This window comes from Candidatus Fermentibacter sp. (assembly GCA_030373045.1).
In the GTDB taxonomy this organism is placed as follows: Bacteria; Fermentibacterota; Fermentibacteria; order Fermentibacterales; family Fermentibacteraceae; genus Fermentibacter.
Window position 1 is genome coordinate 36,392 of record JAUCPW010000044.1, and the last position, 15,625, is coordinate 52,016.

A 15,625-nucleotide genomic window follows, 5' to 3' on the forward strand; every position below is an offset into this window, starting at 1 on the left:
CAATGCAACGGATTTGAGAACATAGGACAGGCCCGCCGGGCCGTCAATCAGACACTGGCCGAGGCCTCGATCCGGCCACCACGAGGGTGACCTCGCCCTTCGGGGGCTTCGCCGATGTGATGCGCAGGAGTTCGGATACGCTGCCCCTTGCGTACTCCTCGTGAAGCTTGGTCATCTCGCGCGCCATGCAGGCCTGCCTGTCCCCCATCACCTCGAGGATGTCGGCCAGTACCTTCGAGACGTGGTGGGGCCCCACGAAGGCTATCAGGGTGTGCGGGAGGGTCGAGATCTCGAGCAGCCGTGCCTTCCTCGGGCCGGGCTTGCGGGGGAGGAATCCCTCGAAGAGGAAGCGATCGACGGGCAGAGCAGAGGCTACCAGCGCTGTGAGGGCGGCGGAAGGCCCGGGAACGACCTCCACCCTCGCCCCCAGCTCCACCGCGAGCCTCACGGCCCTGAAGCAGGGATCGGAGATGCCCGGCATGCCGGCGTCGGTGACCAGGGCGATCCTGTCGCCGGCCTCGAGCCTCGCGGCGATGAGAGGCAGCCTGTCGACGGCGTTGAAGTCGTTGTAGCTCAGGAGGCGGCCCCTGCCTTCGACGAGCCTCCCCGAACGCCTCGTGTCCTCGGCCAGGACGAGGTCGGCCTTCGCCAGGGCGGCGGTCGCGCGCGGGGACATGTCGGACATGTTGCCTATCGGGGTCGCGACCAGGACGAGTGAACCCGGCGCGGCCGGGCCGGGTGATCCGGGGTCAGCCGCCGCCACGGTTCTCGAGCCTCTGTCTGGTGGCGCGGATGCGCGCGCGCCTGGCCTCGGTCTCGACCGGGTCGTGTTCGAAGCAGACGAGGAGGACCGTGCCCTCGCGGCATTCCGAAGGGATCTCCGACGTTGGCACTAGCAGGCGCCGGCCGGAGTCGTCCAGAAGCACCGCGAGGCCCTCCTCGATCCGGTCGAGGGTCATGTGGAAGGCCATCAGTTCTCCTCCTCGCTGTGCCAGACGCCCCCGCCGATCACGGACTGGGCGATGTTCGTGAGATGGTCGCCCATCCTCTCGCAGTAGTTGACGAAGTCGTGCACCGCAAGGCCGGCAAGGCCGTCCGGGCGCGGGCCGCAGAGCGAGCTCGTGTACTCGGCCCTGCATTGCTCGTCTATGCCGTTCAGCTTCTCCTCCAGAGCCAGGACCTCGCCCGCGGCGCGGGTGTCCATCCTGTCCAGCGCCTCCACTATCCTGTCGAGCATCCCGGCAACTGTCTCCGATGCGTTCCTGGCGGACTCGAGCAGGGATGGATCGACGCTCTGGAGCTTGCCCTCGATCCTCTCGCGGGTCTCCACCACGTTCACGGCGTTGTCGGAGATCCTCTCGAGGTCGTTGATGCTGTGCAGGAGCACCGGCAGCCGGAGGGACAGCTCGTCGGAGAGGTCGCGGCTGAAGAGCTTGGTCGCATAGATGGTAATGGTGCTCTGCATCTCGTCGACGCGGCTCTCCATCGTGAGTATCTCGTCTGCCTTCGGCCTTCCCTCGAAGAAGTGCTCGAACGACCGGGTGACCGTGCTCCTGGTGTAGTCGGCCATGCGCACCACGGTCCGGTTTATCTCGTCTACGGCCAGCACGGGCGTGTCGAGCAGCTTGTCGCTGAGCTTCACGTCGGTCTGGTCGGAGGATATCGGATCCTCCCCGGGCACCAGCAGCTTGCTGAGCCTCGTCAGCAGCGGGACCAGCGGCAGGAACAGCGCTGCGTTGAAGATGTTGAAGAGGGAGTGCGCGTTCGCAACTTGCCTGAGGGGATCCGCGCTCGAACCCTCGACCACGCGCATGTAGAAGCTGTCGGGGCGCACGAGCAGCAGGCCGAAATAGATCGCACCTATCAGGTTGAACAGGGAATGCGCCATGGCGGCCCTCCTGGCGGACCTGTTGGTGCCGATGGCGGCGAGCTGGGCCGTGATCGTCGTGCCGATGTTGTCGCCCAGCACGAGGTATACCGCGCCCTGGAGCGATATGAGACCGGTCCCGGCCAGAGTCATGGTCAGGCCAACCGTGGCGCTCGAACTCTGGATGATGCAGGTGACGAGCGTCCCGGCCAGGATGCCTAGGAAGGGCGACGAACTGAAGGTGGTGAAGAAGTTGCGGACCGGCAGGCTGTTCTGCAGCGGCTCCAGGGACCCCTTCATCACGTTCATGCCCAGCAGCAGCAGTCCGAGGCCGATCGTCACCCTGCCCCAGAAGCGCACGGTGCTGCTGCGGCCGAGGAAGCTCATCAGGAGGCCCAGGGCGATGCCGGGGTAGGCGTACTCGGTGATCTTGAACGCGATGAGCTGACCAGTCATCGTGGTGCCTATGTTGGCGCCCAGGATCACTCCCACGGCCTGCTGCAGCGTCATCAGCCCGGTGTTCACGAAGCTCACGAGGATGACAGTGGTGGCGCTCGAACTCTGGATGATCGCGGTCACGAGGGCCCCGGCGAGCAGGCCCATAACACGGTTGCTCGTGATCCGGCTCAGGATGGTCCTCATCCTGTTGCCCGCCACCCGCATGAGCCCTTCCGACATCAGCTTCATGCCGAACAGGAAGAGGGCGAGGCCCCCGACCATCTCGAAGATGATGGTTCTGAGGTCGATCGCAACAGATTCGAAGCGCACGGTCGAGATGCACGTGCCGTGGAGGGAGATCTCCGCCACGGTCAGCACGTCGCCCGAAGACGCAGGGAGGCGCAGGCCGGTGAATGCGGTACCGCCGGAATCGGTCTCCACCATCAGCTGGTAGACGTCGCCCGAGGAGGAGTCGGTCAGGATGGACGTGCTGGGATGTCCGTCGACGGGGATCAGGCTGCCTGAGCCCGGTTCGATGGAGAAGACCACGGGAACGTCCACGAGAGGAATTCCGCTGACGGAGTCGGACAGAAGGACGACGAGGGGCTCATCCAGAAGCCTGCCCACCGATCCGGTCTGCTCTCCGCCCGTCGTCTCGACGAGGATCCCGGATGGTTGTGCAGGGCTGCCGGCGCCGATCAGGAGGAGGATCAGCATCAGGCCAGTGATCATGACGCCAGATTATACCTCCGGCCCGGCCGGCCCGCCATGCCCGTCTTGCGCGAAAGGTCCCGGAGAGATAGTTTCCATGCATGGGAAGCGGATTGACAGACGGGGGCCTCGCCCTGCTCGAGAGCCTGAGGCCAAGGGCCTGGCTGAAGAACGTGTTCCTCTTCGCGGGGATCATCTTTGCGCGCCTCTGGAGCCTCGAGGCATTCGCGGCGACCGCCCTGGGCGCCCTGGCATTCTCCCTCCTCGCCGGCTCCGTCTACCTGTTCAACGACGTGGCGGACCGCAGGAGGGACATGCTCCATCCGGAGAAGAAGTCCCGTCCCGTGGCCTCGGGGAGGCTGGGCGCGGGCATCGCGCTCGGTGCAGGAGCCGTGCTCTCCGCGGGCGTCCTCGCCGTCTCGTGGCTCCTCTCGCCGGGCTTCGCCACCGTGTGCACCGCCTACTTCGCCATGCAGATGCTCTACTCCTTCCGGCTGAAGCACGTGCCCATCCTGGACTGCCTCCTGATAGCCATGGGGTTCGTGCTGCGGGCCCTGGCAGGCGTGGAGCTGGCCGTCGATGCCGGATTCGGGATATCCATCTCGCCCTGGCTCCTGCTGTGCACTTTCTTCGTGGCGGTGTTCCTCGCCTTCTCGAAGCGGAGGGCCGAGGTGGTCTCCCTCGGCGACTCGGCAGGGGGGCACAGGGCCATCCTCCGCGAGTACACGGCCCACCTGCTCGATGAGATGATCGGCATCTCCACCGCGTCCAGCCTGATGTGCTACGCCATCTACACGGTCAGCGAGCGGACGGCCGCGCAGGTGTCTCCGAACCTCTGGATGACGGTGCCGTTCGTGGCCTTCGGGATATTCCGGTACCTCTACCTCGTCCACATGAAGGGGATGGGCGGCAGCCCCGAGAAGACGCTCCTGGCCGATCCGCCCCTCATCCTCAACATCCTGCTCTGGTTCGGCACCGTCATCGCCGTCCTCAGGCTCTTCCCCGCACCGGTGCAGTGACCGGCTGCATCTCCGGGGCGGCGGAGGCCAAGATCAACCTCGGCCTGAGGATCCTGGGCCGCAGGGACGACGGCTACCACGAAATCAGGAGCGTCTTCCACACCGTATCCCTCGCCGACGCGATCGAGGTCGGCCTTACGGATTCCCCCGGGATCGCCATCGAGGTGGCGGGCGGCGACGGGCGGGTGCCGGCCGATGCGACGAACCTCGCCTGCAGGGCCGCCTCGGCGTTCATCGAGAGGGCCGGGCTTCCGTACGGAGCGGCGATCCGGATCAGGAAGAGGATCCCCGCGGGAGGGGGGCTCGGCGGGGGGAGCAGCGACGCGGCCTGCACGCTCAGGCTCCTCCGCGAGCTCACCGGGATGGATCCAGGCATCGGCTCCATAGCGCTGTCCCTCGGCAGCGACGTCCCGTTCTTCCTGCGCGGCGGAGCCGCCGTGGTCACGGGGAGGGGCGACAGGATCAGCCCGATCCGGACGGGCGACTTCTGGGCCGTGATAGTCGACCCGGGCATCCCCTCCTCCACCGCCGGGGCTTACGCCGACTGGGACCTGAAACACGCCGGCTTGACGATGCGCCTGCCGATGTACGATCTTCCGCACCCGGAACTTGCATGGCATGAGGGTAGACCTTTCCCTGTAAGCCTCTGCAACGACTTCCTGCCGCTCCTCGCGGAGCGCTCTCCGGTCATGGCCGAGACGGCCGCCAGGCTCGACGTGTGTGCGTCCACCTGGGGGCTGTCCGGATCGGGATCCTGCTTCTACGCCCTCTTCAGGACGGCATGCGAGGCCGAATCGCTGGGGGCGAGCATCCCGAGGCGATACGCGAGGCATGTGTGCAGGGCGACAGGTTCCGCTGGGGTGTCGTCCAACTGGTAGGACACAGGACTTTGGATCCTGTTGTTGGAGGTTCGAGTCCTCCCGCCCCAGCCACCGTTATCCCGGAGAGGAAGGGGTTATAGTAATGCCTGGTATCATCGAGCTCTCGTTCACGGACAGGGCGGCGGCCGGCTCGGCCGAGGCCCGCAGGATGCGCAGGAGGGGCGACCTCCCCGGTGTCGTCTACGGCGGCGGGAGCGAGGCCCTCGTCACTCTCGACGCTTTCGAGTTCATGAAGAAGATCGGCTTTTCGTCCTCCGGGATGGTGGCCCTGGTCGACGCCAGGGGCGCGAAGACCACGGCGATCATCAAGGAGGTCCAGTGGGACAGGCTGACCGACAAGCCTCTCCACATCGACTTCTACCGCGTCTCCATGGATCAGGTCGTCGAGGTCAGGGTACCCCTGCACTTCGAGGGCACACCCAAGGGCCTGCTCTTCGGCGGCGTCTTCGACCAGCTCATGCACGAGCTGCAGATCAAGGTCAAGGCTTCATCGATCCCGTCGAAGATCAGCGTCGACGTCTCCGACCTCGACATAGGCGATTCGCTGCACGTCAGCGACCTCGTCCTCCCCGAGGGCGTCAGGGTCGACACGACGCTGGACCTGCCCGTCGCCCACGTGGTGCCGCCCACGGTGGAGAAGGCCAAGCCTGCCGAGGAGGAGGCCCCTGCGGAGGAGGCCGCTTCAGCCGCCCCCGCGCCCGAGGACGAGAAGAAGAAGAAGGACTGACGGGGTACCGGCGTGCTCGGACCGCGGCTTGTCCTCTGTCTGGGCAATCCCGGGCCCGCATACTCGCTCACCTGGCATAACGCCGGCTTCTGGACCGCCGACGTGCTGGCGGCGGAAGCCGGCGTCTCCATGAAGAACGCCGGCCTTTTCTCGGCGGCGAGGCTGCCCTGCGGGCTCGAACTCGCCAAGCCCATGACCTTCATGAACGAGAGCGGCCGCGCGGCGGCCGCCCTCCTAAGGATCCACGACCTCACGCCCGACGATCTCCTGGTGGTCTGCGACGAGACCAGCCTGCCCCTCGGCAGGCTCCGCCTCCGGAAGGGGGGCTCGGCCGGGGGGCACAAGGGGCTGTCGAACATCATCTCGTGCCTGGGGACCGACTCCTTCGCGAGGCTCAGGCTGGGCATCGGGCAGGCTCCCGAAGGGGTGGACCTGGCCGACTACGTCCTGTCGAAGGTGCCCCGCAGCCAGGAGGAGGAGGCCTCGCTCATGGCCCACAGGGCCGCAGACTGCGTCATGAAGGCCTTCGATGAAGGCATCGAGGCGGCCCAGGACATCTTCAACTCTTCAGTTCCACGCAGCGGAACTGATATGTAGCCCGTCAGCAGGTTCGTGAAGCGAATCTGCGAGAGGGCGTGTTCTCCTCCGCGCAGTTCCAGGAGGAAGGAGGGGCCGCAGGGCGGCCCCTCCCCTTTCTCGTATCGGAACCGCGGTCTACTGCTGAACGGCACCCGCCCCGCCGGCCATCGCGCCGGCCGATGTGGCCATCATGCCGATCATCTCGGCCAGGTCGCTGCCGTCGACCGTGGACGTGCAGACGACCCCCTGGTCGGTCAGGTCGACCGTGTAGTACATCCAGGCGGAGGAGCCCGACAGCGCTTCGGAGTCGAAGCCTGCCTCGTCGCCCATCATGTCCGCGATCAGGGTCATGTAGGCCGGGAAATCCAGCCCGAAGACCACTTCCTTGTCGGAGCCGGCCGCGGAGAAGTAGGCGTCGGCGGCCTGGGTCTCCCCTGCGAAGGTGCCCCCGGCTATCCCGGCCAGAAGGCCGGGTTCGGGAGCCATCTCCATCACGAGTGCATCGCCGCACTGCGCCATCCAGACCGTGAACTCCATGGGCTCTGCCGTTCCGGTGGCGACCGGTGCGGTTCCGGCTTCGAGATGCTCCATCGCGGCGGGATCGACGGACGTGCCGTAGGTGAGGTAGGTGATGCCGTCGATGACGGTGTCGCGCGGGGCCGTGAAGGAGAGGCCGGGCATCCCCTGCATCATCTGCATGCTGAAGTCGAGCGAGTAGCCGACCCAGCCGGCGACGTCCTCCATGTCGGCTCCCTCGGGCATGTCGTAGGCGGCGGTGAAGTGCATGAACCCGTCGCTGTACATCGCGAAGGCGGTGTTCGCCGAGAGCTGGGCGGTGAAGTCGACGTACTCCTGGTTCACCTCGCCGCCCAGGGCCGTCAATATCGCGGACATGGCCGCGCGCGTGACCTCGGGGGGCATCGAGACCCTCGAAGCCCCCACGTCACCGGCGGGCAGCAGGGGCAGAAGATCGACCGCCTCGACAGGCGCGAGCAGCCCGGCCAGGCTGGAGCCGGGGACGAAGGTGGTCAGGCAGTTGACGTCTATGTTCTCGGGGCCGAAGGTAACGGTGTACTCGAGGTCCTTCGTCTCGAGGAGGAACAGGTCGATGGCGTCGAGGTAGAGCACGACCATGTTCGACATCATGGCTTCCATCGGGGCGCCGGTCATCTCGGTCTCGAGGCCGCCCAGTATCTGCGATCTATACATGTTGAGCTGGCCGGACGCCATCGGGCCCACCATCGAGACGTCCATCTTCATCCACGCCGTGGAGGGGGCCACCGTCAGGGTCGCGCCGGGAACACGGCCCTCGATCCTGTCCATCATCGTCGAGATCTCGCTGCGGGAGCCGGCGAACAGGGCGAGACCCCTGTAGGTCGCGACGAACACCGTCATGTCGCCGTCGGTGAATGTCTTTACGGGAACCCCGTCGATGGCTTCGACGTCGGTCCATCCCGCGCCCCATTCGGTGGTCTTCGCCCAGAAGGTCTCCGGGTCGGGGGCGGCGATGGCCCCGCCGATGGTCTGCGGGTTGATCCCGCTGGCGTAGAACACGACGGTCCCGTGCACATCCATGCCCGTCATCGCCGTCAGGGAGTCGAGGTGCGTTATGCCGGCGCCCTCGTAGATCTGCTTGGCGATCAGGTCGGGGCCTGCCAGGGGAACGCCCTGCTCGATGTAGTCGTCGATCGTAGTGACGACGGCGGCGGGATCGGCAATGGCGCACATGACGAACGCGCTCTCCGGGAGGACGTCCAGGGGCGACGCATCCTCCTTCACGCCGCAGGATGCGGCAAGGATCAGCAGGGTCGCGACTGCCAGCACTCTCCTCATGCTACCCTCCAGGTGAGAGAACCGAAACTCATCGCACACAGGGCCTCGGCAGCCGGAACATCACCGTACCGGGGCCGGGGCGGGAGTCTTCATCACAGGGCGCCGGTTTGTCACAGGGACGAGTCAGGTATAGAATAGACCCATGTTCGGCGACCTTGACCTCTTCTCACAGAACGAGCCCCCTCCGTCCGCCGGGGGTACTACGGGGGTGCTGTTCCTCGACACCGAAACCACCGGCGCCGATCCCTCCACGGCGGAAATATGTGAAATCGGAGCCGTGCTTGTCTCTTACAGTGGGTTGAGGCAGGTTTCGGACGAGACTCCCGAGTTCCACTCGCTCGTCAGACCCTCGGACAGGATCCCGCCGGAGGCCTCCGCCGTCCACCACATCACCGATGCGATGGTGGCAGGAGCTCCCACCGCCGGCGAGATCGAGAGCGGAATCGCGTCATTCGCCGCGAGGGCCTCGATCGTGTGCGCCCACAACTCGCCTTTCGACCTGACCATACTTGCCAGGCAGATGCCTTCCGTATTCCGGCGCTTCGACGACGGGAACACGGTGGATTCGCTGCGCCTGGCCAGGCATCTCTGGCCCGACATCCCATCCCACGCCCTCCAGGTCCTGCGCTACAGGTTCGGGCTGGGGGAAGGCCTCGAGGGCGATCCGCACAGGGCGCTCTTCGACGCGCACCTGGTGCGCAGGCTCGTCCACTTCGCACGGGACGGCGGTCTCCTGACCGTCAGCACGTGGGATGAGCTTGCCGCCTTCGCCAGGTCGCCTCTCGAGGTGCTCGTGTTCAGCTTCGGCAAGTACCGCGGCAGCCTCGTCGAGGACATAGTGGTGCAGGACCCGCAGTACGTCACCTGGCTCCTGTCGCAGATGTGGGTTCCGAAGGACTATCCCGACCTCTACCACACCCTCCTCCGCAAGCTGGGCCCGGACAGGAAGGGCAAGTGAAGGGGCCCCTCCCGCAGGATTCCTGGCTCGTCGAAGGGCCGGCCGGGCTCTCGGGCACGCTCGTGCCTTCGGGCAGCAAGAACGCTGCCCTGCCGGAGCTCGCGGCATGCCTGCTGACCGACGAACCCGTCCGGTTCGAGAACCTGCCGTCCATACGCGACGTCCATGCGATGCTCGAGCTCCTGGCTGGCCTCGGCGTCTCCGTCGAGGAGGACAGGCCGGGGCGTTCGGTGACCCTTACCGCCTCCTCGGTGGATCCCGACAGGCTCGACTTCGACAAGGCCAGGTCCATCAGGGCATCCATACTGCTGGCCGGGCCGCTGCTCGCCCGGTGCGGGAGGCTCGCGCTCCCTCCTCCCGGAGGTGACGTGATCGGGCGCAGGAGGCTCGACTCGCACTTCATCTCGCTCGAGGCCCTCGGTGCAGAGGTGGCCATCGATGGAGGCTCCTACCGGTTCGAGGGGCGCTCGCTCCGGGGGACGGCGATGCTGCTGGACGAGCCCTCGGTGACGGCCACCGAGAACGTGATGATGGCCGCTTCGGCGGTGTCCGGAACCACGGTGGTCTACAACGCGGCGTGCGAGCCCAACGTTCAGGACCTCGCCCTTCTGCTGACGTCCATGGGCGCGTCGATCGAGGGGGCGGGGACGAACCGGCTGGTGGTGAGGGGCCGCGGCGGCCTCCTCGGAGGGGCATCCCACAGGGTGGCGCCCGACCACATCGAGGTCGGCAGCTTCATCGGCCTCTCGGCCTGCTGCGGGAAGGGTGTCAGGATACGCGGAGTCGATCCTTCGATCGTCGAACCCACGATGAACGGGCTGGGGAAGCTCGGTGTGGAGATCTCTTTCGACGGAGGAGACGTCGTCGTCGACGGGAGTCACGGCCTGGAGATCGTTTCCGACAGGGGCGGCGCGATCCCCACGGTGTACGACGCCCCGTGGCCCGGCTTCTCGCCCGACCTGACGAGCACTGCGGTCGTCACGGCCACCCAGTCGCGCGGAACCGTGCTGATCTTCGAGAAGATGTTCGAGAGCAGGCTCTTCTTCGTGGACAAGCTCGTGGCGATGGGAGCCTCGATCATTCTCTGCGATCCTCACCGTGTAGTGGTCGCCGGACCTTCCAGGCTCAGGGGAACGGATGTCTCGAGCCCGGATATAAGAGCCGGCATGGCCCTGCTCACCGCGGCGCTGTGCGCCGAGGGGCGCAGCCTGATAAGGAATGTGCATCAGATAGAGAGGGGATACGAAAACCTCGTCGAGAGGCTCCGGGCGCTCGGTGCGTCCATCGAGGCCGGGCCTCCGGCGTGACGGGGGACATCACCATGGGGAGAACCGCTCGATTCACCACTCTGTCATTGCTGGCATCCATGTCCGTCTTCGCGGTCTCCTGCGGGGACAACCCCGAAGGGTTCGAACCCTGGCCCGATGGAGCCGAATACTACATAGGCTCCCCGGCCCCCTTCTCGGACACGGCCCTGGCCTTCAACAGGGGCGGGAACATCCTCCTGTTCTGCTCCGACTACGCCGGAGACCCGAACATCTACGGCTACAACTACGGCGACGACCCCTCCCTCCGCACCTTCACCGACTTCGACGAGTCGAACGGGCCCAACGGGTGCTGGTCCGACACTCTCGGCGAGGAGGTCGGGAAGATCATCTACACCGCCTCGCACGACGACGGATCCACCGAGATCAGATGGATGCAGGGCAACCTGTACGAGGTCCATCTCGTGCTCTACGACAGCCTCGAGCACAGGCACCCATCATGGAATCCCGACGCCGACAGCATGATCTGGGCCACTCTCGATGGCGGTTCATGGGGACTGTGGAGATCCGCGCTGGACAGCGTCGCGCCCGTTCCCCTCTACACGCCGGAAGGTGTCGACTGCCTAAGGCCTTCCTACTCTCCCGAGGGTGACTGGATCCTCTTCCAGAGGAACGAGGCGGGCCAGGGCGACATCTGGGCGATCCGCCCGGACGGCTCCGACGCGCACGAGGTGGTCGGCGGCCCTTCCGACGCGATCCATCCCTGCTGGGGCCAGGGCGACGGGTGGTTCACGTTCTCGTCCGACAGCACCGGGAACTACGAGATCTGGATCGGAGAGCTGTCATCGGGGAACCTGATACAGGTGACCGAGGACGAGGCGATGGACGTCTACCCCGCCTGGAACCCCACCGGCGACTGGATTGTATTCAGCTCCGACCGCAGGGACCCCGGCGAGAGCATGGACGTCTTCTGGATCACCACCCCCCGCTAGACGCTCATTTCCGCGTCAGCGGAAATGAAGGGCCTGACACGCTTATCTCTGAGTCGTCGGAGATAAGCTGATCCGACAGTGGCTTGCCACTCTTCGGGATAAATGCATGGCAAGCCGCGAGAGGATCTCGGCGTACTTCGAAAGACATCCTGCACGGCGGGCAGCGAGAAGGCCCGAAGCGAACACTCCTGCGGGCTCCCACAAGGGGAGCCGGCAGGAATACGAACGTAATAGCTAGCGTTCATGGTCTCTCGCAGTTTGCTGCGCAAACATGCTGGCGACGCCTTCATTTCCGCGTCAGCGGAAATGAAGGGCCTGACACGCTTATCTCTGAGTCGTCGGAGATAAGCTGATCCGACAGTGGCTTGCCACCCTTCGGGATAAAATGCATGGCAAGCCGCGAGAGGATCTCGGAGTACTTCGAAAGACATCCCGCACGGCGGGCAGCGAGAAGGCCCGGAGCGAACTTCCTCAGAACCTGCCGAAGGCTGTCAATACTCCCTCGAGCCGATGATGCTGCGGCAGGATGCCGCAGGCGAAGGCCCGGATCCGCGGAGGCGGATCCGGCACGTCCTCTCGCAGGTTCCCTTCGGGAACCATGCTGCGGACTACGCATCGATTCCGCTGCGCGTAATCGATGTGCTAAACGCGTTCTCGAGGGGGGGAAGGGGGAGGGGGCTCCGCGGGGAGCCCCCTCAGGGAACGATGGCAGGGCGGCCGGAGCCAGGCCCGGTGTGAACCGGGCCTGGCTGCTGGCGCTAGCCCTCGAAGACGATCATCGACTCGATGACCTGTACGAGCTGGAACAGGAACTCGGGGGCGAACCTGTTCAACTGGAGACCGTAGCCCTCGCTGGTGCAGTCGAACCACGCGAAGGGGTAGATCTTCTCGTTGAAGGAGGTTGCCGCGGCCATGCCCTTGAGCTGTACCAGGTTGATGTCCTCGAGCCCCTCGCGATAGGTGCCGGCACCGAACGTGTAGGTGTCGAGCTCCCGGTCGAGGACCCAGACTGCTGCATTCGCCGTAAGGGCGCTTCCGTTGCTGCCCCTTGCGTGCTGCAGCATGATCCAGCCCGCGAGTGCGTCGTACGAGTCCTGCGAGAGCTCGGAGGGCTCGTACGCCGAGTAGTCGTAGACCACCTCGTTGTCGGCGCAGATCCAGGTCGGGATCGTCACCTCGTCACTGATCTTGACGCCGCGGTAGTTGCCGTTGAGGTAGACCCAGGTGCCGCCCTCACCGTCGGGGACGATGCTGTCCACATCGCACGGCTGCAGGGAGAAGTTGTTCGTGGCGGAGAGGAGTGCGACTGGGATCTCGTAGTCGGTGTGGAACCTGTAGGGGATGTCGGGTTGGCCGTCGGCGGTGACGATGTCGTAGATCTCTTCACCGACCCATTCCGGCCCCATCGTACCGAGCTGCTCGAGGATCGGATCGAGGACCTCGGGCGGGAGCTGCGGGTCGAGGCACTCGAAGACCGTCCACATGGTGTCCTGGACGAGCATCTCGTTTCTCTCGACCAGGGGCGCGAAACCGGCATCCTGCTGGATCGCCATGTAGAAGTAGTTGTCGGCTATCAGCCAGTAGTCGGCCATGTGGATCATCGCCCAGCCGGCGCCGAGATAGCCCTCGGGGTAGGTGACGTCCAGATCTATGGCTGCCTGGAAGTTCTCCAGGGCCAGCTCGTAGTCACCGGCCTCGTAGGCGTCCCAGCCGTCCTGGCAGTACCCTGCAGGGAGCTTGGGATCTGGCAGGTCGGGGTTCTCGGGGTTGCAGCCCGCAAAGAGGGCGAGGCTGAACGCGGCCGGGAGAACCAGCGATCTCAGTATCTTCATGTTCTCCCTCCTACTACTCTGCTATGCGGAGCATCTTCTGCACCGCGCTCTGTCCGGAGGACTCGAGCCTGCAGAAGTAGACGCCCGCTGCCACGGTGTTGCCGGAGTCATCCCTGCCGTCCCAGACGAGCGAATGGGCCGCTGCGGCCATCTCGCCGTCCGCTATCGTGCGGATGATCCTGCCGGACATGTCGTAGACCCTCAGGGAGGCGTTCCCGGCCGTCGGGAGGCTGAAGCTGATCACTGCCTCGGAGCTGAAGGGGTTGGGATAGGTGCCCGCGAGGGTCAGTGCCGTGGGCAGCTCGGGGGAGACTACGCCCGGAGCCGTCCCGTACACGTAGATGCCGCCCTCGCTTATCGGGGCGTTCATCCTGTCGCCCTGATGGTAGCTGTCGACCGGCGCCCAGGCGCCGTCCGTCCAGCGGTAGACCGAGCCCCTGGTGCCCGACGCGGGGAACGAGATGGTCCCGTCGACGTCGCCCACCATCACTGGCCCCTCGATGATGCCATCCATGGCCGTCACCAGGGCTTCGACCGGGGTGCCGGAAGCCATGGAGATCGAGAGTTCGTCCGCCTCGGCCAGCATCACGCAGGAGCCGGGAGCCATGGCGCCGGGCTCGATGTCGACCCTGGCCTCGGTGATGTCCACCACGAGGCCGGAGGATTCGACATAGCCGACGGAGAGGGTTCTGGTGGCCTCGATGGCGCGGCCGAGTGAGTCGTATCCGCCCATCGTGACCTGGTAGTCACCCTCGGCCCAGGCCGCGAACCTCTTGTTCCAGAGGGTGCCGGCGAAGGCCGTCATGTCGATCACGGCCGTGCTGTCCGGCGTGGAGTCGACTATGTGGGAGATCTGGAGGATCGGGCCCCACCAGTCGAACCCCTCGGGCAAGTTAGTGGCGGTGTAGTAGGGGGTGGTATAGATGTCGATCTGCTGGGGGTTCACGAGATTCTGGAAGAAGGCGATCAGGACTCCCCTGTCGGCGGTGTCCTGGGAGAGAACGAACTTGAGTTCGGACTGGCCGCCGGGGTTGTTGTTGGTCACGACCAGGAAGTTGTCTCCGCCTCCACCGAGGTCGAACGTGTTGGAGTACAGGTTCTCCGTGGTCAGCTCCACCTGTTCGACCGAGATCAGGGTGGAGTCGGCGCCGGTGCGGATGAGGTAGCCCACCCACCTGCCGTCGATCGCCGGGCCGGAACCCGTGCCGTCGCAGTACATGCCGTTGAAGTAGACGGTCGGGTAGGCCGAGTAGTCGGGGATGAACTTGGCGTACTGGGCAGCGAAGATCGGCGCTGCTATCGAGAATTCCCCGATGAAGTCGTCGAAGGGATATCCGGCGAACTGCCCCACGAAGGCCGCCGTCTGCGAGGAGTGCGAGAACTGGTACGCGCTGCCTTCGAGGAAGTCGTACCTGTAGATCCCGCCCTCGTAGTCGCTGCGGAGATGGTTGACCACGTTGGTGATCAACCAGTCTTCATAGATGGGGTATATGAGCTGCTCGAAGGCCACGCTGTCGGGCACGGCCGGATCGATCGCGCGGGCGACCGCCTGCATGCCCGTGGTGTCGGCCTGGGCGATGTCGTAGCAGATGTCGTCCGCCACGCGCTGCCTGAGGTACATGAACCAGAGGAACTCCTGCCCCTGGTTCCTGATGAAGTCGAGGGCCTTCACGCCGGAGAAGGCGTTCGGGAGCTCGATGGGGGCGGCGTATTCGAAGTTCCTCACAGCACCCTCGATGCCGAACTTGGATGCACCGATGGCTGTGTAGGTCAGGCCGTAGCACTCGTACTGGGCTATGCATCCGAGACCCCTGCTGACCCACAGGTCCTCGTCGGTCCGGACGCCGGTGCGGATCAGCATCGCAAGGCCGTTGGCGATGTGCCACGTGCGCAGCTTGGAGGCCACGCCCTGGTTTATGTCGTAGTTCCCGGCGCTGATGTAGAAGATGTCATGGTTGTTGAAGGCGCCGGAACCATCGATGTCCGCGGGATTGACGTAGGCCATCCTGCCGACGCGGGTCGATGGAGCGCTCTGGTTCTGGTAGTAGTCGGGGAAGTCGGCGAAGACTATCCAGATCTTGGGATCCCCGTCGGTATCGGGAACGGATCCCAGCAGGGAGGTCACCGTCCCGTACACGTCGACGCCCTCGCCCTCGAACTGGGCCGTCAGGCTGTCGATCTCGGTCTGGGTGATGAATCCGCCCCAGACAAGGTCGGGATCGGGCGTGTCTGGATTGGTACCGAGGTACGTCGAGTCCTGGACCAGCCAGTAGGCGTGCTCGGTCTCTGCGACGCAGATGAAGTCCATGGTTTCCGGATCGCCCGGGAACTGGGACACGTCGGGGACGAGGAGCTGAACGACCTCCCCGACATCCAGAGCGTCTGCGGTACCGATGCCCATGGCCGGCAACAGGAGCACCGCCGCGGTAGACAGAAGGCCTGCCAGGCGGGATCCCGTCCTTGCTCTCATACTCAACCTCCTCCTGACGAGCGGCAGCATGTCGCCGCTGCCGGATAGCATCC

At 65.4% G+C, this 15,625-nt stretch carries 13 protein-coding genes and 1 tRNA gene; 8 read left to right on the plus strand and 6 right to left on the minus strand.

What is annotated here, in order from left to right:
• Positions 1 to 43 precede the first annotated feature (43 nt).
• From rsmI to QUS11_07750, 3 genes are read right to left on the minus strand one after another with little or no spacing between them, the layout of a single operon-like run.
• A complete protein-coding gene (gene rsmI / locus QUS11_07740; GenBank protein ID MDM7993189.1) occupies positions 44 to 763 on the minus strand; it encodes a 16S rRNA (cytidine(1402)-2'-O)-methyltransferase in 720 nt (239 codons plus the stop codon).
• Positions 750 to 971, minus strand: coding sequence for a DUF3006 domain-containing protein (locus QUS11_07745; GenBank protein MDM7993190.1), 222 nt, complete (start codon positions 969 to 971; stop codon positions 750 to 752). Before QUS11_07745 ends, rsmI begins: the two co-directional genes overlap by 14 nt.
• Positions 971 to 3,037 carry a Na/Pi cotransporter family protein gene (locus QUS11_07750; GenBank protein ID MDM7993191.1) on the minus strand — a complete coding sequence of 689 codons (2,067 nt, stop codon included), beginning with the start codon at positions 3,035 to 3,037 and terminating at the stop codon, positions 971 to 973. The genes QUS11_07745 and QUS11_07750 overlap by 1 nt, the downstream gene beginning before the upstream one ends.
• 92 nt (positions 3,038 to 3,129) lie before the next feature.
• Between QUS11_07750 and QUS11_07755 the strand changes: the two genes are divergently transcribed.
• The 5 genes from QUS11_07755 to pth all read left to right on the plus strand — a co-directional run bounded on the left by QUS11_07755 (position 3,130) and on the right by pth (position 6,240).
• Positions 3,130 to 4,035: a decaprenyl-phosphate phosphoribosyltransferase gene (locus tag QUS11_07755; protein MDM7993192.1), complete on the plus strand. Its 906-nt coding sequence runs from the start codon at positions 3,130 to 3,132 to the stop codon at positions 4,033 to 4,035.
• Positions 4,032 to 4,913, plus strand: coding sequence for a 4-(cytidine 5'-diphospho)-2-C-methyl-D-erythritol kinase (ispE, locus tag QUS11_07760; GenBank protein MDM7993193.1), 882 nt, complete (start codon positions 4,032 to 4,034; stop codon positions 4,911 to 4,913). The genes QUS11_07755 and ispE overlap by 4 nt, the downstream gene beginning before the upstream one ends.
• Positions 4,892 to 4,967: transfer RNA gene (locus tag QUS11_07765), tRNA-Gln, on the plus strand. Before ispE ends, QUS11_07765 begins: the two co-directional genes overlap by 22 nt.
• A 31-nt stretch (positions 4,968 to 4,998) precedes the next feature.
• Positions 4,999 to 5,643, plus strand: coding sequence for a 50S ribosomal protein L25 (locus QUS11_07770; protein ID MDM7993194.1), 645 nt, complete (start codon positions 4,999 to 5,001; stop codon positions 5,641 to 5,643).
• A gap of 12 nt (positions 5,644 to 5,655) precedes the next feature.
• A complete protein-coding gene (pth, locus tag QUS11_07775) occupies positions 5,656 to 6,240 on the plus strand; it encodes an aminoacyl-tRNA hydrolase (protein MDM7993195.1) in 585 nt (194 codons plus the stop codon).
• Between the two features lie 117 nt (positions 6,241 to 6,357).
• Here the strand turns inward: pth and QUS11_07780 are convergent, their stop codons facing one another.
• The gene (locus QUS11_07780) at positions 6,358 to 8,055 is read right to left on the minus strand and encodes a hypothetical protein (GenBank protein MDM7993196.1); all 1,698 of its coding nucleotides are present in this window, start codon (positions 8,053 to 8,055) and stop codon (positions 6,358 to 6,360) included.
• A 142-nt stretch (positions 8,056 to 8,197) separates the two neighbouring features.
• Here QUS11_07780 and QUS11_07785 point away from each other — a divergent pair, with 142 nt between their 5' ends.
• Genes QUS11_07785 through QUS11_07795 form a run of 3 tightly spaced genes read left to right on the plus strand, consistent with a single transcriptional unit; the run spans position 8,198 to position 11,270 of the window.
• Entirely contained in the window at positions 8,198 to 9,013 is an 816-nt protein-coding gene (locus QUS11_07785) for a 3'-5' exonuclease (protein MDM7993197.1), read from the plus strand.
• Entirely contained in the window at positions 9,010 to 10,320 is a 1,311-nt protein-coding gene (gene murA / locus QUS11_07790) for a UDP-N-acetylglucosamine 1-carboxyvinyltransferase (GenBank protein ID MDM7993198.1), read from the plus strand. Before QUS11_07785 ends, murA begins: the two co-directional genes overlap by 4 nt.
• A gap of 14 nt (positions 10,321 to 10,334) precedes the next feature.
• A complete protein-coding gene (locus QUS11_07795) occupies positions 10,335 to 11,270 on the plus strand; it encodes a hypothetical protein (protein MDM7993199.1) in 936 nt (311 codons plus the stop codon).
• Positions 11,271 to 12,028: 758 nt separating this feature from the next.
• Here the strand turns inward: QUS11_07795 and QUS11_07800 are convergent.
• A complete protein-coding gene (locus QUS11_07800; protein ID MDM7993200.1) occupies positions 12,029 to 13,102 on the minus strand; it encodes a hypothetical protein in 1,074 nt (357 codons plus the stop codon).
• 13 nt (positions 13,103 to 13,115) lie between these two features.
• Entirely contained in the window at positions 13,116 to 15,572 is a 2,457-nt protein-coding gene (locus QUS11_07805) for a FlgD immunoglobulin-like domain containing protein (protein MDM7993201.1), read from the minus strand.
• Positions 15,573 to 15,625: the final 53 nt, after the last annotated feature.